We start from the raw sequence: 19,475 nt of genomic DNA, 5'->3' as shown, positions 1-19,475 counted from the left end.
GCATGAACCTGGCGCCCGTAGCCTGCCCCGTATCCCTATCATGAACATGACGAAAAAAATGCACCGTAAAGTTGTCGCGCTGATCGCGGCGTCGCTGGCCTGCCTGGCGGGCGCCGCAAGCCAGGCGCAGGCCCAACCCTATCCCAGCGAACCATTCACGCTGATCGTTCCGTTCGGCGCCGGCGGCGGCACCGACCTGCTGGCGCGCCACATCGGCAAGGCCATTACCGGGAAGACGGGGCTCGCGGCGATCGTGGAAAACAAGGCCGGCGCCAACGGCATCATCGGCGCGCAGCATGCGAAGAAGGCGACCGCCAACGGCTACAACATCCTGCTGACCACCAGCACCACGCATGGCGCCAACCCCAGCCTGTACAAGTCGCTGCCCTATGACCCGGTGGCCGACTTCGATCCGATCGGCCTGGTCGGCGTCGGCGGCGTCGTGATGGTGGTGAGGGCCGATTCCAATATCAACAATGTCCAGGACTTCATCGCGGCCGCGAAGGCCAGCCCGCGCCCGATGACGTTCGGCTCGGGCAATTCGTCGTCGCAGGCGGGCGGCGAACTCCTGAAGTCGTACGTCGGCGTGGACCTGATGAACGTGCCCTATAAATCCGTTCCGGCGGCCCTGACGGATCTGGTCGGCGGCCAGGTGGACGTGGTGTTCGCCGACTCCATCGCGGCGCAGCCGATGATCACGGGCGGACAGGTGAAACCCATCGGGGTGTCGACCCGGACCCGGATCCCGGGGCTGGAGAACGTGCCGACCATTGCCGAGCAGGGCGTGCAGGGCTACGAATTCCTGGGATGGATCGCCGCCTATACGCCCAAGGGCGTGCCCGAGGACCGGCGCAAGTACCTGAACGCCATGTTCAACGACATCGTGAAGGAGCAGGCGGTGGCCGACTTCCTGGCCCGCAATGGCTGGATCGTCCAGCCGGGCAGCATGGAAGAAATGGACAACTTCCAGAAGAGCGAGATCGCGAAATGGCGCAAGATCGTGGAAACGACGGGCATGACGGTCCAGTGAGGCGGGCGATGCCGCCCTATGCCAGGTATCACACCCCGGAGATGCGGGCGTTCGAGGGAGAGAGGTGCTTCGAGGCGCTGCCGGCCGAGCTGGACCGGCTGGGGTGCGCGAGCGCGGTGGTCGTCTGCGGCCGCTCGATGGCCAGCGACGAACGGCTGCTCGCGCTGATACGCCAGCCGCTGGGAAGCCGGCTGGACGGGATATGCGCCGACGTCAGGCCGCACAGCCCGCTGTCGGCCGTGCAGGCCGTGGCGCAGTATCTGCGCGCCAGCGGTACGCAGTGCGTCATTGCCGTGGGGGGCGGCTCGGCCATCGTGACGGCGCGCGCCGCCAGCATTCTCTGCGCGGAGGACGCAGATGCCGCCGCGTTGTGCACGCAATGGCTGGACGACGGGAGTATGCGCAGCCCCCGGCTGATGGCGGGCAAGATGCCGCAGATCGTCGTGCCGACCACGCCCACCACCGCCATCCCCAAGGCGGGCAGTGCCATGCTGGATGAAGCGAGCGGGGCGCGGATGGCGTTGTTCGATCCGAAGACCCGGGCCCGCAGCGTGTTCCTGCATCCCGCGTTCACGGCGAGCGCGCCGCTGGCGCTGCTGCACAGCGCGGCCTTCAATTCGCTGACGCTGGCGATCGAGGGGCTACTGTCCAGGACGGCCCATCCCTTGTCGGATGCGGCCCTGGTGCATGCCGCCGGGGGCATCCATCGCAGCCTGGCGCGGGGCGGCGCCCTGGCATCGCCGGCCGAGCGCCGCGACCTGATCTGGTATGCGATCCAGGCCGGGCAGGGCAGCGACCATACCGGCGCGGGCATGTGCATTCCCATCGGGCACGCGATTTCATCGATGTTCCACATCGACAACGGTATCGCCAACGCCATCGTGCTGCCCCATGTGCTGCGCTTCAATGCGCCGTCGGCCAGGCGGGGGATCGAACTGCTGGCCTCGGCCCTGCGGGTGGATGGCGGCGGTACGGACGCGGGCGTGGCCGCCGTCGCGCGGGCGCTGACGCAGTTGGCGGCGGTCACGGGGTACCCGTCGCGATTGCGCGATGCCGGGGTCGCCCGCGAGCGCCTGCCGGATATCGCCGCCGTGGCCATGCGGGACTGGTACCTGCGGAACAACCCTGTCCGGATCGACCATCCGGACCAGATCGAGGCCGTATTGCGCGATGCCTGGTAAGCCGGGCTGGAAATTTGGAGACATGATGGATTTCGACAATCTCGATGTCAGCGTCGAGGACGGCATTTGCCAGGTGACGCTCAACCGTCCGGAAAAATTCAATGCCATGAGCCTGGCGCTGCGCAAGCAGATGACGGCGTGCCTGCAGCGGATTGCCGGCGACACGGCGATCCGGGTCGTGGTGCTGACCGGCGCGGGGCGGGCTTTCTGCGCCGGCGGCGATATCAGCGAGTTCGAGTGCAGCAGCGAAGAGCTCAATGACCTGATCACGCGCGTCAGCCACCAGTGGTTCAGGGCCTTCGCCAACCTGCCCCAGCCGGTCATCGCCGCGGTCAACGGGCCGGCCGCGGGGGCCGGCTGCAGCCTGGCCCTGGGAAGCGACCTGATATACGCCAGCGAGTCGGCGTATTTCATGCAGAGCTTCTCGGCCATAGGGCTGGCGCCCGACCAGGGATCGGCCTATCACCTGCCCAGAAGGGTGGGCCTGGCGCGCGCCAAGGAAATGTGCTTCTTCGCGGAGCGCGTGAGCGCGCCGCAGGCCCTGGAGTGGGGGATGATCAATGGCGTGTTTGCGGCCGATGCCCTGATGGACGCAGTGCGCGCGAAGGCCCGGGCCTTGACCCTGAAATCGCCTCAGGCGCTGCAGATGATCAAGCGCATGCTCAACCGCAGCTTCGAGTCGACGCTGGAGTCCACGCTGGACATGGAGGCGGCCGCGCAGAGCTTTCTGTTCTCGACCGAGGGAACCCGCCAGGCGATCGGCGCTTTCCTGAAGAAGTGAGGCGGGCGGTGCATGGCCGCCCGCCTTGCCGGCGGGGCGCTCAAGCCGCGCGTTCGAGGGCCTGGGCGTACGCCTCGCCGCGAAAGCGCGCCAGGCGGCCATGCCAGGGGGCGGCGCGCTCGAGTTCGGCGGCCAGCCGCATGACGAGGTCGTCCTGGCCGAAGTGGCCGATGAGCTGGACGGCCACGGGCAGGCCGTCGGCCGTCCAGTGCAGCGGAACGCTGGCGGCCGGCTGGCCGGAGGCGTTGATGATGGCGAGGAAGGTGGTGTATTCCGAGACGCGCCGCCGGAAGTCCAGGAAGCCGCCGACGGGAGTAAGCGTGCCCAGTTTGACCGGCAGGGTGGTGAGCGCGGGCGAGAGGATGAGGTCGCAGGACGCCATGGCGCGTTCGATGGCGCGGCCTACGCCGTGGAAGCAATCGACGGCGCCGGCGTAGGTGATGGCGTCGATCCGCTTGCCCAGAGTGTAGCCGTCGGCGATGGCGGGCTCGAGGTCGCCGTCCGCGAGAGGCCGCCCTGTTTGCCGCAGGCGCGCGTCGACGAGGCGGGCGATGGTGGTCGCCAGCATGGTGGCGTGCGCGTCGACGAACTGGTCGTAGTTGAAGTTGGGCAGCGGCAGGTCGACGACCTCGTGGCCGAGTTCGCGGCACAGGTCGGCGGCCTGCTGCACGGCCTGCAGGCAGGGCTGGGCGATGGGCACGCCGTTCCAGGCTTCGCGCCATACGCCCACGCGCAGGCGCGGCCGGCCGATGGCCGGCACGACGCTGGCGCTCAGCGGCTTGGCGCATACCGGCGAGGCATAGGGGCTGCCCGGTTCGTAGCCGCTGACCGCGTCGAGCAGCGCGGCGCTGTCGCGCACGGTCTGGCTGAGCACGCCGTCGGTGGCCATGCCGCCCAGGCTCTCGCCCTTGAGGGGGCCGACCGGCAGTAGGCCGCGCGAGGGCTTGAAGCCGAACACGCCGCAACAGGCGGCGGGGATGCGCACCGAGCCGCCGCCGTCGCTGCCGTGCGCCATGGGTACGATGCCCAGCGCGACGGCGACGGCCGAGCCGCCGCTGGAGCCGCCGGCGGATCGCTCGGGCGCCCAGGGATTGCGCGTGGGGCCGCTGTAGCGCACGGCCTCGCTGGTCGGCGCCATGCACAGCTCGGAGACGCGGGTGCGGGCGAAGGGAATGAGCCCGGCCTGCTCCAGGCGGCTGGCCAGGGTCGAATCCTGGGCGTAGCGGGTATCGGAGAACAGGCGCGATCCCACGCTGGAGGGCAGCCGCGTGGAGGGCAGGCCCGAATCCTTGAGCAGGAAGGGGACGCCGGCGAAGCGGGTGCCGGGGCGCCCCTGGCGCGCGCTTTCCAGCGCGGCCTCGGGGTGGGCATGGCACAGCACGCCGTAGGGTTCGTCGTAGCGGCCGGCCAGCTCGAGGGCGCAGCGCATGGCGTGCTCGGCGGTCATGTCGCCGCGCGCGATGTGCTCGGACAGCTCGACCGCATCGAGCTTCAGGTAGTCAATGATGTGGCTTGCTTGCATAAATCAGCGATTCGGTTTCTGGCGCGCGGCCCAATCCCGCAGGGCTTGCAGCAGGGTTTGCAGGGTCGCGCGCAATGCGGCGGATGCGTCGGCCGACCACGGCGAGGGCCAGTTGTCCTCGCTGGGGGCGTCGGCGGGTTCATGCATGTAGGCGCGGCATGCCAGTTCCATCTGGATGGCGTGCACGCCGGCGTCGGGCTGTCCGTACTGGCGCGTGATGGCGCCGCCCTTGAAGCGGCCGTTGACGACGTAGTCGCGACCGCTGGCGCTGCAGGCCTCGGCGACGATGGCCTGCAGTTCCGGGCTGCAGCTGGCGCCGTCGTTGGTGCCGACGTTCAGGGCGGGCAGCTGTCCGTCGAACAGGCGCGGGATGCGCGAGCGGATGGCGTGGCAGTCGTACAGCACGACGGCGGCGTGCCGGTCGCGCAGCCGCGCGATCTGGCTTGCGAGCGCCGCGTGGAAGGGCTGGTGGTACTGCGCCTTGCGCCGGGCGATGGCGGCATCATCGGGCTCGCGGCCGGCGCGGTACAGCGGCGCGCCGTCGAAGTTGGTGGTGGGGCACAGCCCCGTGGTGGCCTGCCCGGGGTAGAGCGAGCGCCCGTCGGCGGGCCTGTTGACGTCGATGACCGAGCGCGACACTTTGGTGCATACCAGCGTGGCGTCCAGGTCGCGCGCGAAATCGTAGAGCCGGTCGACCCACCAGTCGCAGTCGCGCACGGCGTCCCAGCCGGAGACGAAGTCGTCCCTGAGCTCGTCCGGGATCCAGCTGCCGGCGTGGGGGATGCTGCACACCAGCGGCGAGCCGCCTTCGTGGATGGTCAGCCATGGCTGCGCCATGTCCGTCTGCCGCCGGGTCATCGGGCGGCGCCAAAGCCGGCCGTGAAGCGTTCGAAGACGGCGACGACCTTGTCGACCTCGGCCTCGGCGCAGAAAAAATGATCGGCGGCCGCGCCGCATTGGGGGGCGGCCTTCATGCCCAGCGTGTTGACCGGTTCGAGGGCGGCCTTGATGAAGCCGGTGACGTCGAACGGCAGCGGGCCGTCGGTGGAGATCACCTTGAGCGGGCCGAATTTCTGCCGCTCGGCCTGGGCGCTGCCGTGCCCGGCCCAGGTCTGCTCGTCGACGACCAGGGAAAAGCCGGTCTGGTCGCGGATGACGGCCACGTACCTGCCCTGGCTGTGGGCCAGCGCGCGCGCGGCGACCTCGCCGTGCTCGGCCGGCACGTCGATGAGCCAGTAGCGCTCGGGCCAGACTTTCATGGGCATCCTTTTCCAGACTTCGATCGGATCGTGTGCCATGGCGTGTTCTCCTTCAATGCAAATCGTGGGGTGGCGGCGTCAGGCCAGGTAGACGGATTTCTTGTGCAGAAAGAAATCGACGCCGTCTTCGGACAGTTCGTTGGGGCCAAGGCCGGAGGCTTTCCAGCCGCCGGTGGAGACGTGCGGGTACAGCCCGGGCGGCACGTCGTTGATCTTCACCACGCCGGCCTGCGCCTGGTCGGCAAAGCGGCCGATCGCGCGCGCGTCGTTGCTGAACAGGGCGGCGCCCAGGCCGTATCGCGTGGCGTTGACTTCGGCGATGGCCTGGTCCAGGTCGTCGCAGACGCGGAACGCCAGGACCGGGCCGAAGTATTCGTCGGTCCACAGCGGGTCATCGACGGAATGCACCTGGATGAGCGCCGGCGACAGGTAGTTGCCGTGCGCATAGGGGGCGTCTTCGATGGGGGCGCCGCCTTCGATGAGGCGGGCGCCGCGTTCGCGCGCCTGGGCGATGGCGTCGACCAGCAGGTCGCGCTGGCGCGCCGAGATGAGCGGGGCCAGGCAGGACTCCTCCTGGTGCGGCAGGCCGGGCCGCAGGCCGCGGACGATGCCCAGCAGGCGTTCCAGGAAGGCGTCGGCGACGTGGCGGTGGACCAGCACGCGGCTGACGGCGGTGCATTTCTGGCCGGCGAAGCCGAAGGCGCCGAAGGCGATGCGTTCGGCGGCGAGATCGAGGTCGGCGTCGGGCATGACCACCGCGGCGTTCTTGCCGCCCATCTCGCACTGCACGGCCGCGCCCCGGCCGGCCGCGGCGGCGGCCACCTGCAGGCCGACGCGCGTCGATCCGGTGAAGCTGACGGCGGCGACGGCCTCGCTGGCCACCAGGGCGCGCGAGATCGCCTCGCCGTCCTCGATGAGGGCATTGAAGACGCCGCCGGGAAAGCCCGCCTGGTGCATGATTTCGATCAACGCCAGCGACACGGCAGGGGTGCAGACCGACGGCCGCCAGATCACAGGGTTGCCGCCTATCAGCGCCGCGCCGATCTTCTGGCAGGGGTTGGACAGGGGGTAGTTCCAGGGCGTGATGATGGCGGCCACGCCGCGCGGGAATTTTTCCTGGACGATGCGCAGCGCGCCGTTGCGCTTGACGGCGCCCTGGCCGCCCCAGGCCGGCCAGCCGGCGTAGGCGTTCAGGAAGCCCGCCGCGGCGAGCACTTCGCCGCGCGCCTCCTGCAGGGGCTTGCCGGCTTCGAGGGCGAGCAGGCGGGCCAGGTCGTCCAGGCGCTCGAGCAGCAGCGCGGCGGCCCTGCGCAGCGGCTCGGCGCGGTGCAGCGCCGGCGTGGCGGCCCAGGCAGCGGCGGCGGCCGTGGCGTGGGCAATGGCGGCGTCGGCCTCGGCCGGCGTGGCGCAGCCGAATTCCCGGCCGCTCTGGCGCGTGTCGTGGGGCAGCGCGGTGCGGAACGTGCGCGCGGCCGGCGCCTCGGTCCAGCGGCCGCCGATGTAGGCGCAGGCGCCGATGTCAGGGGATGCGGTCATGGTCTTCCTAGGCGCAGCCGAGCTGGGCCGCCGCGCCGGGCGAGCGGTTGGGGCGTGGGTGTCCGAGCAGGGTGTCGGCCACGGGCGCGTCGAGCACGCAACGGAAGTGGTGCAGCACTTCGGCCAGCTTCTCTTCGGCCGGCTTCTGGATGCGGAACGGTCCGGGCGCGGCGAGGACGTCGCTTTCGGCCAGGAAGTAGCCCTGGATGACGTGGCGCGCGCCCATCGACTGCAGCACGGGCCGCAGGGCGTAGTCGACCGACAGCACGTGGGCGACGCTGCCGCCGGTGGCCAGCGGCAGCACCGACTTTCCGGCCAGCGCGAACTGCGGCAGCACGTCCAGGAAGGCCTTGAGCAGGCCGGAGTAGGACGCCTTGAAGACCGGCGTGGCGACGATGACGGCGTCGGCCTGCTCGATGAGCGCGGCGGCCTCGCGCAGCGCCGCGTCGCCGAAGTCGCCGGCCAGCAGCGCCCGCGGATCGATGTCGCGCACGCGGATGTGGCGGGCCTGCCGGCCGCGCGGACCCAGTTGCGCCAGCACGTGGTCGACGAACAGCGCGGTCTTGGAAGTGGGCGAGGGGCTGGCCGAGATGGCCACGATTCTTGCGTCGATCATGATGGTCTTACCTTGCTTTGCGGTCCTGTCCGGCCGTGGTTTCGTGCCAGAACAGCAGGCGGCGTTGGGCCCAGTTCACCACCAGCGTCGCCATGGCGCCCATGAAGGCCAGGGTGAGGATGCACGCGAACATGATGGGCAGGTCGAAATTCAGCGAGGCGGCCTGGATCAGGCTGCCCAGCCCTTTCTGCGACGCCACGAACTCGCCCACCACCGCGCCCAGCAGCGACAGCACCAGGGCGATCTGCAAGCCCGCGAAGATGGAGGGCAGGGCCGAGGGCAGCTTGATGTCGCGGAAGATCTGGAAGCGGCTGGCGGAAAAGGCGGTGTACAGGTCGATGAGTTCCTGGCGGGCGCTGCGCAGCCCCGTGACCACGTTGACGAACATCGGGAAGAAGCAGATGAGCGCGACCAGCACCACCTTGGACATCAGGCCGAAGCCGAACCAGACGATGAGCAGGGGCGCCAGCGCGACCTTGGGCATGGATTGCAGCGCGACGACGTAGGGGTAGACCATGCGTTCGAGCAGGCGGAATTCCGCCACCAGCCCGCCCACGACCAGCGCCACGCTGCATCCGAGCACGAAGCCGCCGATGGTCTCCGCGGTGGTGGTCAGCAGGTGCGGCCACAGCAGTCCGGTGGAGTAGCCATGCCAGAGCGCGCGGAAGACGTCCAGCGGCGGCGGCAGGAGATAGGCCGGCATGCCCAGCCAGCGTACCGAAATGTCCCAGAAGCCCAGGATGAGCACGAGCGTGACCAGGGGCAGCAGGACGTTGGAGAATCGATTTCCCATGGGTGTGTGTTCCCGTCAATGATTCGCGACGGGGCTTTCCGTGCGATTGGCAGCCGTGGTGAAGTGGCTCTTGAGATGCGCGCACAGTTCGCCGAATCGCGGGTTGGAGGCGATGTTGGACTGGCGCGGGCGGGGCAGGTCGATGACGACATCGTCGATGACCTTGGCGGGGCGTTCGGACAGGACGATGACGCGGTCGGCCAGGAAGACGGCTTCGTGGATCGAGTGGGTGATGAACAGCACGGCCTTGTCCGTTTCCATCCAGATGCTTTGCAGCTCCTCGGACATCTGCTCGCGCGTCATGGCGTCGAGCGCGGCGAACGGCTCGTCCATCAGCAGCAGGCGGGGGTTGTGCACCAGGCCGCGCGCGATGCCCACGCGCTGCTGCATGCCCCCGGAAAGCTCGCGCGGATAGTGGTCGGCGAACTTCTCCAGCCCGACCAGCCTGAGCAGGTCCAGCGCGATGCCGCGGTGCTCGTTCTCGTTCAGGCGCAGCGCGCGGATCGGCACCAGCACGTTCTCGACGACGGTTTTCCACGGCAGCAGCACCGGCTGCTGGAACACGATGCCGACGTCGCGGCGCGGGCCTTCGATCCGGCTGCCGTCCAGCAGCGCCTGTCCGCCGCTGGGCCGCAGCAGGCCCGACACGATCTTGAGCAGGGTGGACTTGCCGCAGCCCGAGGGGCCGAGCACCGCGACGAATTCCTTGCGGCCCACGCTCATCGTCATGTTGTCGACGGCGAGCAGGCTGCCGCGGCGCGTTTCGTAAGTGACCGACAGCGCGTCGATCTGGAGTTGGGGGACCGACGGCCCCCCGGATTGTTCAGTCATGGGCTTGCTTCCTGGCGTACGGCGTTCTCAATGCTCCCGGGCCTGCCTGGCCACGGCGTCGGCGTCGAACTTGTTGTATTCGGCGACCAGCTTGTTCGAATAAAGCGTGTCCAGCGGGATGTCGGTCTTGGTGACTTCGTTGCCCAGCTTCAGCGCCTCGATGAGCATCGTCCAGTCTTCCTGCGAGAAGGCGCCGTACTGGCGCGGCTGGCCGTCGCGGAAGTAATTGAGGTTGGCCATGCGCACCTTCAGCACTTCCTTCTCGCGCTCGAGGGTGGCCTGTTCCTGGTCGGGGCGCGGCTTCATCGCGGGGTAGTCGTCCCAATAGGCGCGGATGCAGCTCTCCAGGTTGGCCTGGCAGGCCACGGTGCCCTTGGTCAGGGCGCGGCCGAAGCGCGCGATCAGGTCCGGGTTCTCGTCATACAGCTTGCGGGTGACGGAGATGCCGTGGCTGGACAGGCCCTGGTAGGCGGCGGGCAGCGGCACGCGGCGGATCGGAATGCCGTTCTGCTCGACGCGCACGTGGGCGGTGTCGAACAGGTTGAGCACCTGCACCTGGCGCGTCTTGAGGGCGTCGAACGCGGCCGCGCCGGTGCCCACGGCCAGGAACTTGACGTCGCCGGCCGGCACGCCCTGGCTGGCGAGGATGGCGCGCGACATGAAAATGTTGCCCGAGGTCAGCCCCAGCACGCCGATGGTCGCGTCCTTCATGTCGGCGAAGGACTGGATGGGCGAGTCCTTCAGCACCGCGAATTCCCAGATCGAGTTGCGCAGGTAGTTATAGGGAAACAGGATCGGATAATCGGGCTTGCCGGGCTGGCGCGCGACCACCAGGGTTTCGAGGCTGGAGTAGGCGCCCTGGATGTTGCCGGCCAGCAGCTGGGGCACGATGACCCCGGAGCCGGTCAGCACCTGCACCGTCAGGTCGATGCGCTCGTCCTGCCAGTAGCCCAGCTTCTTGGCGTAGGACAGCGGCGCCACGCCCGAGTTGATGGCCGACGGCCAGGCGAACACGAATTTGTCGGCCGCGCTGGCGGCTGTCGGCGCGGCGCCGGCCAGTGCCGCGGCCACGCCGGCGGCGATGAATAGTTTCGATGCTTTCATTTCTTCCCCTTGGCCGTATGCCGGCGTGAAATCAGCTCTGGTTCCAGGTCGAGCTGGGTGTCGAGTACGCGTGTTCGGGCCAGCTCTGCACGACCGGCAGCACTTCCTTGCCGATCAGCTCCAGGGCCTTCTTGTTGGTTTCGTGGCCCATGCCGTCGATGCGCCAGATCAGGTCGTCGATGCCCATTTCGTGCAGCCGGCGGCAGCGTTCGATCAGGTCGTCGGGCGTGCCGGCCATGATGTAGGGCGCGTTGTCGATGAGGTATTGCAGGTTGTCCATGTTGGCGCGGATGCGCTCGATCTGGGCGAAGTACTCATAGCCTTCGGAGCGCTTGGCCAGCTTGGTCATCCAGTCCATGATGACTTCCACGAAGCGCAGGGTGTTTTCCTCGGTCTGCCGCAGCGCCGTGGCGCGATCGGCGTGGCAGTTCACGCCGACCGAGAACAGGGCCTGGCGCTTGGTGATGGAGCCGGCCACGCATTGCGCGTTCTCGGCGCCCTTGCGATAGGCGTCGATGCAGGCCTGCGCGTATTCCCAGCCCAGGATGCTCAGGCCGCTCATGGCGCCCACGCCCATCCGGCCGGCTTCCTCGTGCGATTCGAGGCTGGTGGCCGACAGGTGCACCGGCACCGGGCGCCGGCCCACCGGCCACGGCGACATGCGGCGCGGCGGGATGTTGTAGTAGGGGCTCTGGTGTTCCAGCTTTTCCTGGGTGAAGCCCTTGCCGATGATGGCCAGGAACTCGTCGCGGTACTCGCGCGTCAGCTTGGCGTCCACGCCGAAGGCGTCGAGCGTGTACGGGTTGTTCGAGCGCGCACCGCCCAGTTCGGCCCGCCCGCCCGACAGCAGGTCCAGCGTGGCCATCTGTTCGACGATGCGGATAGGGTGGTTGTAGGGCAGCAGATTGACCGAGGCGATGCGCAGGCGCATCTTCGTGGTGCGCGCGGCCACGTAGGGCAGCACGATCTCCGGCGCCGAGGTGATGGCCTCGCCGCTGGCGAAGTGCTGTTCCGACATGGCGTAGCCGTCGAACCCGCAGGCTTCCGCATGGACGGCCTCGTCCACGACTTCCTTCATGCGCTGGGCCCACGTGGTGCCCGCCGGGCAGATGGCCTCATGGAAAAGAATGACCTTCATGGCAACTCCTGCTATAAATAATGCAGCTTGTGTTGAGTGTTCCTAATATAGGAACATCGTTCCGAATAAGATGAGCGCATCATCGCCGCTGCGCGTGCCAGCGTCAATATAGGGTTTCCCATTACTCCGCCCTGGGCGGCGGAAGGGGCTTGTATGCTGGTGATGCGCCTCGTAATTTGAAAGGCGGAACGATTGTTTCTATAATCGGAACGATTTTGCGGAACATAAGATGGAGGAAGCCACAGTGGCGGCAGACGGGAGCAAAACCCGCAAGGAGGAAGGCGGGGCCGAGTCGGGCGGAAGCCAGGTGATGACCAAGGGCCTGCGGGTGCTGAGCCACGTCGCGCACTGCGGCGGAGAGATCGGCGTGCGCGAACTGGCCCGCGACGTGGGGCTGCCCGTGGCGGTGGTGCACCGGCTGGTGAGTTCGCTCTCCGAGCTGAACTACCTGGAGAAGAACCCCGAGTCCGGCAAGTACCGGATCGGCTACGAAGCCTTCGAAGTGGGGCGCACCTATCTGCGCTCGGCGCGCATCGAGACCTGCGCCCCGCCGGTGCTGCGCAACGTGGTCGACGCCCACCGGCTCAATGCGTTCCTGGGCGTGATGCGCGACCTGAGCGTGATCTACCTGATCACGATCCAGGACTATGGCCACTACGACATCCGCATCGCGCCCGGCTCCGAGGTGCCGCTGGCGACCACCGCGATGGGCAAGGTGCTGCTGGCCGACCTGGCCGACGACGAGATCCTGGAGAAGCTGGGGCAATACGCCGAGAAGCGCTTTTCGGCCTTCGATATCTCCAGGCGCGACACGGTCATCGAGGAGATCGTGCAGATCCGCCAGCAGGGCTATGCCGTTTCCGAGGACGGCTCGTTTCGCGGCACGGTGTCGGTGGCGGCGCCGGTCTACAACTTCACCGGCCGGGTCATCGCCGCGGTCAGCGTCGGCCGGCCCACGCAGATCAGCAGCGGCCCGACCGTCGAGTCGATGATCGAATGCGCGGTCGAGGCCGCCGGCAGGATCTCCGCCTGCCTGGGCGCGCAGATCGCCAGCCAGCGGCGCGGCGGCTGAGGCGCGCGGCTTTTCGGGTAACCTGCGATGGCGCGCCGCCCGGCGCGCTTGCACGCAGGAAGGGCCGTGGCTATCGATGTCAATTATTCGTCCTGGGACACGTCGCGCAAATTCGGCGCGGGCTGGCTGCTGCGCACCGACCTGGGACGGGTACGCGCGTACGCCGAAGGCCAGGCGCTCTACCGGCAGGGCGACGTGCACGACAGTTTCTTCCTGGTGCGCTCGGGTTTCCTGCACACGGTCGTGCACGGCGCCAACGGCGGCGTCCTGCTGCTGGAGATCTTCGGGCCGGAGGCGATCTTCGGCGAGGCCTCGGCCTTCGTCGACGAGCCGCGCTATGTCACGGCCAGGGCGGTCACGCCCGCGGTCGTGACCGAGTACCGCGTCTCCGAGCTGCTGCCGGTGCTGGCCAGCGAGCCTGGTCTGGCGGTGTCGCTGATCCAGTTGCTGGGCATCAAGCATCGCATTCTCATCGGCAAATTGCTGCGCGCGACCTCGGCCAGTCCGCGCGAGCGGCTCGAGGGCCTGCTGGGCCGCATCGCGGCGGGCTCGGAGGAGACCCGCTCGCTGCGCCTGACGCACGAGCAGCTGGCCAGCATGACCGGCCTGAGCCGGGTGACGGTGACCCGCGCCCTGAAGGCCATGGCCGAGGAGGGGCTGGTCGCCACGCGCGGCAAGGGCGTGGAGATCCGCGACGCCGGGCGCCTGCGCGAGCGGCTGGGGCCGTTCTGAGCCCGGCGTGAAAATCCCCCCGGTTTTGTAGCGCGCGATACAACGCGCCGCCTGCTTTGTTCCTACAGTGATGGTTTTCACGGGGAAGCGGGCGGCATGCTGCTGGACAATGTAATCGCCTTGGTGACGGGCGCCGCGCAGGGCAATGGCGCGGCGATCGCGCGCGGGCTGGCGGCGCAGGGCGCGGCGGTGGCCGTGTGCGATATCGACCTGGCCGGCGCGCGCCGCACGGCCGAGGCCTTGCGCGCCGAGGGCGCGCGCGCCGCCGCCTACGAACTGGATGTCCGCGACCCGGCGCGCTGCGCCGCGGTGGCGCGCCAGGTCGGCGCAGACATGGGGGCGCTCGGCGTGCTGGTGAACAACGCGGGGGTACGCCCCAGGCATGCGTTCGACGGCGGCGAGCGCGACGCGCTGTGGCGCCAGGCCATGGACGTGAACGTCGATGGCGTGCGCAACATGACGCTGGCCTGCCTGGAGAGCCTGGCGGCCACCCGCGGCGCGGTGGTAAATATCACCTCGATCGCGGCCAGCCGGGCATCGGCGCAGTCCATCGCCTATTCGACGTCCAAGGCGGCCGCGCAGATGCTGACCAAGGTGCTGGCGCTGGAGCTGGCGCCATGCGGCATCCGCGTCAACGCGGTGGCGCCCGGCGTGATCGAAACCGCCATGACGCAACCCAGCCGGGACGACCCCGAGCGGCGCGGCGCGCTGATGGCGCGCATTCCGATGCGCCGCTTCGGCAGCCCGCAGGACCTGGTCGGGCCCGTCACATTCCTGGCTTCGCCGATGTCGGCCTATGTCACCGGCGCGGTGCTGGCGGTCGACGGCGGATTCCTGGCTGTATGAACACCGGCGTGCGCGCCGATATCGAAGCCCGTCCGGGAAGGCGGGCAAGCACTGGAGGAGACCTGTAATGAAATCGCTGTTCCGTTCCCTGTCCGCCGCGACGCTGGCGCTGGCCGTGGTGGCGCCGCAGGCGCTGGCGCAGGACGCCTACCCGACGCGGCCGATCCGCATCGTGGTGCCGTATCCGGCCGGCAGCGCGCTGGAATCGGTGGCGCGCACGGTGTCGCAGACCTATAACGACAACCTGGGCCAGCCGGCCGTCATCATGAACAAGCCCGGCGGCTCGGGCATCATCGGCACCCAGGAAGTGGCGCGCGCGCAGCCCGACGGCTATACGCTGCTGCTGGGCACCAACCAGACGCATGGCGCGAACTCGGCGCTCTATCCCAACCTGCCGTACGACGCGCTGGGCGATTTCACGCCCATCGCCGGGCTGGCGCGCATGCAGCACGTGCTGGTGGTGCGCAAGAACCTGGGCGTGGACAGCGTGCGCGGCCTGATCGAGCTGGCCAACAAGCCCGGCGCGAACCTGAACGTGGGCTCCAGCGGCAATGGCTCGGCCTCGCACCTGGTGGCCGAGATGTTCATGCGCAGCGCGGACGTGAAGATGGCCCACATTCCATACAAGGGCTCGGGCGAGGTCGCGCAGGGCCTGCTGGGCGGGTTCGTGGATGTGTCGTTCGCCACCTTGCCCAGCGTCCTGCCCTTCATCAAGGACGGCTCGATCGTGGCGCTGGCCGTGGCCTCGAAGGACCGCGCGCCGCAGCTCGACAGCCTGCCCACGCTGGCGCAGGAAGGCGTGCGCGATGTCGAGGCCGACGCCTGGACGGCGCTGTTCGCGCCGGCCGGCACGCCGCCGGCGGTGCTGGCCAAGGTTTCGGCGGTCACGATCGACGCGTTCAAGGACCCCGGCGTGGTCGAGAAGATCGGCGCCACCGGCTTCGTGCCGGAGGTCACCGACGGCGCGGCGTTCAAGGCCTTCCTGGCGCAGGACATGCAGCGCTGGGCGGACGTGATCAAGGCGGCCAACGTCAAGCTGGACTGAGGCGGCAGATGGCGGCGCGGCCAGACGCCCTATGTCGCGACCCAGATGCTTTTCAGGCGGGTGTATTCCTGCAGCGCTTCGCGGCCGCTGGAGCGGCCGTAGCCGCTGAGCCCGATCCCGCCGAACGGAGAGCGGATGTCGGTGGATTTGTATGTGTTGATCCACAGCGTGCCGGCGTTGACGGCGGCGGCGACGCGATGGGCCCGCTTCACGTCATGGGTCCATACGGCGCCGGCCAGGCCGAACTCGGTATCGTTCGCGAGGTCGATGGCCTCTTGCTCGGTGTCGAACGGCAGGCAGGCCATGACGGGCCCGAACACTTCCTGGCGGGCCAGCGCGCCATCGCGCGCCACGCCCGTGAAAATGGTGGGCGGCACATACAGGCCGCGCTGCGGCACGGCGTTGCCCGCCTGGCGGCACCGGGCGCCATCGCGCCTGCCCTGTTCGATCATGCGGTTGACGTGGTCGAATTGACGGCGATTGTGGATGGGCCCGATCGCGGTGCTGTCGAGTTCGGGCAAACCCATTACCAGGGTCGACGCGGCGTCCAGCAGGCGCTCGACGACCTGCTGCTCCAGTGAGCGGTGCACGATCAGCCGCGACGGCGCGACGCAGGTCTGCCCGGCGCCGATGAACATGCCTTTGACGGTCGCTTCGCAAAGCTGGTCGAGGTCGGCGTCGGGAAAGACAATGTTGGCCGACTTCCCGCCCAGTTCCAGCACACAGGGCTTGACGATGCGGGCGGCGGCGCCCGCGACCTTGGCGCCGGTTTCCGGCGAGCCGACGAAGCCTATCTTGCGTACCAGGGGATGCTCGATGGCGGCGTTGCCCATGGTGTGTCCCAACCCGGCAAGCACCGCCACCAGGCCGGTCGGCAGGCCGGCCGATTCCGCGATCCTCACCAGCGCTATCGCGCTCAGGGGCGTGAGTTCGGAGGGCTTGAGCAGGACGGCGTTGCCGGTCGCCAGACTGGGCGCCAGGTGCCAGGCGGCCATGAAAAGCGGCGAGTTCCACGGCACGATGTGCAGCAGCACGCCGATGGGTTCGCGCACGGTGTAGTTGAGGTACTGGTTGGGGACGGGAATCACATCGCCGTAGAACTTGTCGCACCAGCCCGCGTAGTACTGGAACATGTCGGCGACCCGGTCGACCTGGGCGCGGCAGTCCCTGATGGGGCGCGCGGCGGTCACGGCTTCCAGTTCGGCCAGGCGCGCCAGGTTTTCCCGGATCGCCGCCGACACGGCAAGCAGCACGGCGGCGCGTCCGTCCGCCGGCATGGCCGCCCAACGGACTTGCGCCGCCGCGGCGCTTTCGGCCGCGCGCCGGACCAACTCGTCCGAGCCGTCCAGGTAACGGAACAGCGGTTCGCCGGTCGATGCGTCCAGGACCTCGATCGCCGCGCCGTCGCCCGGCACGATGTCGCCGCCGATGAGCGAGCCGACCCGCCCATTGCAGTGGATCGACGGCCACGGACCGCCATCGATGACGTGTTGCAGGCGTGCGCCGATTGTCATCGCCGTTACTCCATCGTGATGTTGGCGTTGCGGATGACGGCGCCCCACATCGCGGCGTCGTGCGCCGTATGGGCCTTCATGTCCTCACTGCTGCCGCCGACGGTGGCCGCCCCGATTTTCTTGAAGCCGTCCTGTACCAGCGGGGCTTGAAGCGCGATGTTGATTTCCCGGTTGAGCCGTTCGATGACATCGTCGGGGGTGCCTTTCGGCACGATGATGCCGCCCCAGCCCGATACGTCGAAATCCGGCACGCCGCTTTCGATCATGGTCGGGGTGTCCGGAAACTCGGGCAGCCGTTGCGGCGAGGTGACGGCGATCGCCTTCAGCTTGCCCGCCTGCACCAGCGGGGCCGATGATGTCGTGTTGTCGAACATCACGTCGACGCGGCCGGCGATCAGTTCGCTGAGCCCACCCGCGCTGCCCGTGAAGGGGACATGGGTCATCTCGACTCCGGTGCGCTGCTTGAACATTTCGGCGGAAAGATGGCCGGTGGTCCCGTTGCCGGACGAGGCGAAGAAAGCGCCGTCGGGCTTGTTCTTCAGGTAGGCAACCAGCTCGCTGACCGAGTTCGCGGGGTTGCCGGCCGGGACGAGCAGGAAGTTATAGGTCTTGATGAACTCGGTCACGTAGTCGAAGTCCTGCTCCACGTCGTACGGCAGCTTCTTGTAGAGAAACTGGTTGATCGCCAGCATGGTCGTGGGGGCATAGCCTATGGTGTAGCCGTCGGGCTTGGCCCGCGCGATGGCCATCGCGCCTATGCTGCCCGATGCGCCCGGCTTGTTTTCGATGACGACGCTCTGTCCGAGCTGCACGCCCAGTTGCTGGCCGAGCAGGCGCGAGACGACGTCCGGAGAGCCGCCCGCGGCGGTGGGAACGATGAAGGTGATCGGACGTTCGGGCCAGGCGGCCTGGGCGGGCGCGGCCAGCGGGACAAGCAGGCAGGCGGCAAGCGCCATGGCGGTGCCGGAGAGGGCTTTCGTTGGGCGCAAGGTGCGCAAGACGGTATGGAACATGATTTCCCCAGGTTGGTGTCGTTATGCAAAGGGCGCCGCTTCGAGCGGGCGCCCCGTTCGTTGGTCCGGCTTGCCGGCCCGCCAAGGCGTCAGCTGTAGAGGATGTCGAACAGCCGCGAGTTATCCAGGTCTTTCTCCGCGGATTGGTCGAAGGCCGTCTGGATGATCCGGTGGGCCAGTGTGCCGACTTCGGCATCGACGCCCATCTGCCTGGCCAGCCCGACGGCGATGCCGACGTCCTTGGCCATCAGCGCCAGGGAGAACCCGGTGTGATAGGTGCCGGACAGCACGGCCTGTTCGACCTTGTTGGCGGTCGAGCTGTTGCGGCCGCTGGATTGGTTGAAGATCCGGTTCATGGTCGCGACGTCGAGCCCGAAGCGCTTGCCGGTATGGATCGCCTCGATCACCGCCAGCCAGCCGATTGCCGAAATGTAGTTGTTCAGGGCCTTGACGGTATGGCCCGCGCCGATCGGCCCTACGTGCGCGATGGAGGTGCCCATGGCCTGCAGGATGTCCATGGCCGCGGCGACGGTGTCCGCCTCGCCGCCCACCATGATGGCCAGCTCGCCGGTACGCGCCTTGACGAAGCCGCCCGAGACGGGCGCATCGATCATCCGTACGCCCGCTTCGCCCAGGCGCGCGGCGAGCGCGCGGGTCGTGGCGGGGTCGCCGGAGGTCATGTCGATGAGCGTCGCGCCGGGCTTGATGCGGGCGGCGACGCCGCCGCTGCCGTTGTCCCCGTCGAGCACGCGCGTCACCACCGTGGAATCCGGCAGGACCGTCACGACGAAGTCGGCGCCCGCGACGCAGGACGCGATCGGCGCGACGCCGGTGTTGAATTCCTCGGCGAACCGGGCGAGCACGGCGGGATTCGCGTCGTACGGACGGACGTCATGGCCGGCCCGGACCAGCTGGGCGGCCATCGGGTAGCCCATGGCGCCCAGGCCGATGACGGCGATCGATTTGCGCGCCGCGGGGCTGGCGGGCGCGCAAGCGGCGGCGGCGGCATCCGCTTCGTCGAAGACGGACTGCATCTGCCGGAACGCGTCGCCGGCGGCGGGGATGCCGCAATACACGGCGCTCTGGAGGACGACCTCGGCGATTTCCTTGCGCGGCACGCCGTTCGTCAGCGCGCCCTTGATGTGGATCCTCAGTTCGGGCGCCCGGTTCAGCGCAATCATCATGGCAATGTTGGCGATGCTGCGGGTGCGGCGATCCAGCTCGTCACGGCCCCAGACGCGGCCCCAGCAGTATTCGGTTGCCAGGGCCTGGAATGGCGCGGTGTATTCGGTGGCATCGCGCAGGGAGCGCTCCACGTTGTCCGCGCCCACGACTTCCTTGCGTATCGCCAAACCCTTGTCGTATATGTCGTTGGTCATTGCTGTTCCCGGTATGCAGCCTTGGCGAAGCGGCCAGGGCCATGGGCGCTAGTCTAGGAAGGGGGCACGCGCCGGGGAATTGC

At 68.6% G+C, this 19,475-nt stretch carries 19 protein-coding genes; 7 read left to right on the top strand and 12 right to left on the bottom strand.

Translation table 11 applies throughout. From position 1 onward, the window contains the following. Window positions 1–58: 58 nt before the first annotated feature. The 3 genes from CAL11_RS21180 to CAL11_RS21170 are packed head-to-tail and all read left to right on the top strand — an operon-like array spanning window position 59 to window position 2,992. Window positions 59–1,030 carry a Bug family tripartite tricarboxylate transporter substrate binding protein gene (locus tag CAL11_RS21180; protein ID WP_086094650.1) on the top strand — a complete coding sequence of 324 codons (972 nt, stop codon included), beginning with the start codon at window positions 59–61 and terminating at the stop codon, window positions 1,028–1,030. Between the two features lie 8 nt (window positions 1,031–1,038). Next, complete coding sequence (locus tag CAL11_RS21175) at window positions 1,039–2,211, top strand: iron-containing alcohol dehydrogenase family protein (protein ID WP_086094154.1); 1,173 nt, start codon at window positions 1,039–1,041, stop codon at window positions 2,209–2,211. Window positions 2,212–2,233: 22 nt separating this feature from the next. Next, window positions 2,234–2,992 carry an enoyl-CoA hydratase/isomerase family protein gene (locus CAL11_RS21170; protein ID WP_086094153.1) on the top strand — a complete coding sequence of 253 codons (759 nt, stop codon included), beginning with the start codon at window positions 2,234–2,236 and terminating at the stop codon, window positions 2,990–2,992. 40 nt (window positions 2,993–3,032) lie between these two features. Here the strand turns inward: CAL11_RS21170 and CAL11_RS21165 are convergent, their stop codons facing one another. Genes CAL11_RS21165 through CAL11_RS21125 form a run of 9 tightly spaced genes read right to left on the bottom strand, consistent with a single transcriptional unit; the run spans window position 3,033 to window position 11,791 of the window. Beyond that, window positions 3,033–4,514 (bottom strand): amidase, encoded by a 1,482-nt coding sequence (locus CAL11_RS21165; protein ID WP_086094152.1) that lies wholly within the window; start codon window positions 4,512–4,514, stop codon window positions 3,033–3,035. A gap of 3 nt (window positions 4,515–4,517) precedes the next feature. Continuing rightward, window positions 4,518–5,351 (bottom strand): N-formylglutamate deformylase, encoded by an 834-nt coding sequence (gene hutG / locus CAL11_RS21160; RefSeq protein ID WP_167382550.1) that lies wholly within the window; start codon window positions 5,349–5,351, stop codon window positions 4,518–4,520. Between the two features lie 17 nt (window positions 5,352–5,368). Beyond that, window positions 5,369–5,812 (bottom strand): hypothetical protein, encoded by a 444-nt coding sequence (locus CAL11_RS21155; protein ID WP_033462819.1) that lies wholly within the window; start codon window positions 5,810–5,812, stop codon window positions 5,369–5,371. A gap of 39 nt (window positions 5,813–5,851) precedes the next feature. Next, window positions 5,852–7,309, bottom strand: a complete 1,458-nt coding sequence (locus CAL11_RS21150) for an aldehyde dehydrogenase family protein (RefSeq protein ID WP_086094150.1) — start codon at window positions 7,307–7,309, stop codon at window positions 5,852–5,854. 7 nt (window positions 7,310–7,316) lie between these two features. Next, window positions 7,317–7,925, bottom strand: coding sequence for an NADPH-dependent FMN reductase (gene ssuE / locus CAL11_RS21145; protein WP_033462817.1), 609 nt, complete (start codon window positions 7,923–7,925; stop codon window positions 7,317–7,319). A gap of 7 nt (window positions 7,926–7,932) precedes the next feature. After that, window positions 7,933–8,718, bottom strand: coding sequence for an ABC transporter permease (locus CAL11_RS21140; protein ID WP_086094149.1), 786 nt, complete (start codon window positions 8,716–8,718; stop codon window positions 7,933–7,935). A 15-nt stretch (window positions 8,719–8,733) separates the two neighbouring features. Further along, window positions 8,734–9,549: an ABC transporter ATP-binding protein gene (locus CAL11_RS21135; RefSeq protein ID WP_015064578.1), complete on the bottom strand. Its 816-nt coding sequence runs from the start codon at window positions 9,547–9,549 to the stop codon at window positions 8,734–8,736. Window positions 9,550–9,576: 27 nt separating this feature from the next. Then, entirely contained in the window at window positions 9,577–10,653 is a 1,077-nt protein-coding gene (locus CAL11_RS21130) for an ABC transporter substrate-binding protein (RefSeq protein ID WP_033462815.1), read from the bottom strand. 31 nt (window positions 10,654–10,684) lie between these two features. Next, entirely contained in the window at window positions 10,685–11,791 is a 1,107-nt protein-coding gene (locus CAL11_RS21125; RefSeq protein ID WP_086094148.1) for an LLM class flavin-dependent oxidoreductase, read from the bottom strand. Window positions 11,792–12,020: 229 nt separating this feature from the next. On the opposite strand from CAL11_RS21125, the gene CAL11_RS21120 reads away from it, so the two are divergent. From CAL11_RS21120 to CAL11_RS21105, 4 genes are all read left to right on the top strand, one after another. Beyond that, window positions 12,021–12,863, top strand: a complete 843-nt coding sequence (locus tag CAL11_RS21120) for an IclR family transcriptional regulator (protein WP_230590281.1) — start codon at window positions 12,021–12,023, stop codon at window positions 12,861–12,863. A gap of 66 nt (window positions 12,864–12,929) precedes the next feature. Then, window positions 12,930–13,595, top strand: a complete 666-nt coding sequence (locus CAL11_RS21115; protein WP_244172860.1) for a Crp/Fnr family transcriptional regulator — start codon at window positions 12,930–12,932, stop codon at window positions 13,593–13,595. Window positions 13,596–13,691: 96 nt separating this feature from the next. Next, window positions 13,692–14,441: an SDR family NAD(P)-dependent oxidoreductase gene (locus CAL11_RS21110; RefSeq protein WP_086094146.1), complete on the top strand. Its 750-nt coding sequence runs from the start codon at window positions 13,692–13,694 to the stop codon at window positions 14,439–14,441. A 67-nt stretch (window positions 14,442–14,508) separates the two neighbouring features. After that, window positions 14,509–15,486 (top strand): Bug family tripartite tricarboxylate transporter substrate binding protein, encoded by a 978-nt coding sequence (locus tag CAL11_RS21105; protein ID WP_086094145.1) that lies wholly within the window; start codon window positions 14,509–14,511, stop codon window positions 15,484–15,486. A gap of 29 nt (window positions 15,487–15,515) precedes the next feature. On the opposite strand, the gene CAL11_RS21100 is transcribed toward CAL11_RS21105, so the two are convergent. The 3 genes from CAL11_RS21100 to CAL11_RS21090 form a co-directional block, all read right to left on the bottom strand. Further along, entirely contained in the window at window positions 15,516–17,000 is a 1,485-nt protein-coding gene (locus CAL11_RS21100; RefSeq protein WP_086094144.1) for an aldehyde dehydrogenase family protein, read from the bottom strand. A 5-nt stretch (window positions 17,001–17,005) separates the two neighbouring features. Next, complete coding sequence (locus tag CAL11_RS21095) at window positions 17,006–18,013, bottom strand: Bug family tripartite tricarboxylate transporter substrate binding protein (RefSeq protein WP_086094143.1); 1,008 nt, start codon at window positions 18,011–18,013, stop codon at window positions 17,006–17,008. Window positions 18,014–18,102: 89 nt separating this feature from the next. Next, window positions 18,103–19,392: an NAD(P)-binding domain-containing protein gene (locus CAL11_RS21090; protein ID WP_086094142.1), complete on the bottom strand. Its 1,290-nt coding sequence runs from the start codon at window positions 19,390–19,392 to the stop codon at window positions 18,103–18,105. Window positions 19,393–19,475: the final 83 nt, after the last annotated feature.

It is taken from the genome of Bordetella genomosp. 6 (assembly GCF_002119705.1).
Classification (GTDB): domain Bacteria; phylum Pseudomonadota; class Gammaproteobacteria; order Burkholderiales; family Burkholderiaceae_B; genus Bordetella; species Bordetella bronchiseptica_F.
This window is presented reverse-complemented; position numbering and strand designations above follow the sequence as displayed.

Bases quoted from the DNA above. Each gene is read 5' to 3' on its own strand.
- CAL11_RS21180 (WP_086094650.1), top strand. From the start codon at position 59: ATGCACCGTAAAGTTGTCGCGCTGATCGCGGCGTCGCTGGCCTGCCTG.
- CAL11_RS21175 (WP_086094154.1), top strand. From the start codon at position 1,039: ATGCCGCCCTATGCCAGGTATCACACCCCGGAGATGCGGGCGTTCGAG.
- CAL11_RS21170 (WP_086094153.1), top strand. From the start codon at position 2,234: ATGATGGATTTCGACAATCTCGATGTCAGCGTCGAGGACGGCATTTGC.
- CAL11_RS21165 (WP_086094152.1), bottom strand. From the start codon at position 4,514: ATGCAAGCAAGCCACATCATTGACTACCTGAAGCTCGATGCGGTCGAG.
- hutG (WP_167382550.1), bottom strand. From the start codon at position 5,351: ATGGCGCAGCCATGGCTGACCATCCACGAAGGCGGCTCGCCGCTGGTG.
- CAL11_RS21155 (WP_033462819.1), bottom strand. From the start codon at position 5,812: ATGGCACACGATCCGATCGAAGTCTGGAAAAGGATGCCCATGAAAGTC.
- CAL11_RS21150 (WP_086094150.1), bottom strand. From the start codon at position 7,309: ATGACCGCATCCCCTGACATCGGCGCCTGCGCCTACATCGGCGGCCGC.
- ssuE (WP_033462817.1), bottom strand. From the start codon at position 7,925: ATGATCGACGCAAGAATCGTGGCCATCTCGGCCAGCCCCTCGCCCACT.
- CAL11_RS21140 (WP_086094149.1), bottom strand. From the start codon at position 8,718: ATGGGAAATCGATTCTCCAACGTCCTGCTGCCCCTGGTCACGCTCGTG.
- CAL11_RS21135 (WP_015064578.1), bottom strand. From the start codon at position 9,549: ATGACTGAACAATCCGGGGGGCCGTCGGTCCCCCAACTCCAGATCGAC.
- CAL11_RS21130 (WP_033462815.1), bottom strand. From the start codon at position 10,653: ATGAAAGCATCGAAACTATTCATCGCCGCCGGCGTGGCCGCGGCACTG.
- CAL11_RS21125 (WP_086094148.1), bottom strand. From the start codon at position 11,791: ATGAAGGTCATTCTTTTCCATGAGGCCATCTGCCCGGCGGGCACCACG.
- CAL11_RS21120 (WP_230590281.1), top strand. From the start codon at position 12,021: ATGGAGGAAGCCACAGTGGCGGCAGACGGGAGCAAAACCCGCAAGGAG.
- CAL11_RS21110 (WP_086094146.1), top strand. From the start codon at position 13,692: ATGCTGCTGGACAATGTAATCGCCTTGGTGACGGGCGCCGCGCAGGGC.
- CAL11_RS21105 (WP_086094145.1), top strand. From the start codon at position 14,509: ATGAAATCGCTGTTCCGTTCCCTGTCCGCCGCGACGCTGGCGCTGGCC.
- CAL11_RS21100 (WP_086094144.1), bottom strand. From the start codon at position 17,000: ATGACAATCGGCGCACGCCTGCAACACGTCATCGATGGCGGTCCGTGG.
- CAL11_RS21095 (WP_086094143.1), bottom strand. From the start codon at position 18,013: ATGTTCCATACCGTCTTGCGCACCTTGCGCCCAACGAAAGCCCTCTCC.
- CAL11_RS21090 (WP_086094142.1), bottom strand. From the start codon at position 19,392: ATGACCAACGACATATACGACAAGGGTTTGGCGATACGCAAGGAAGTC.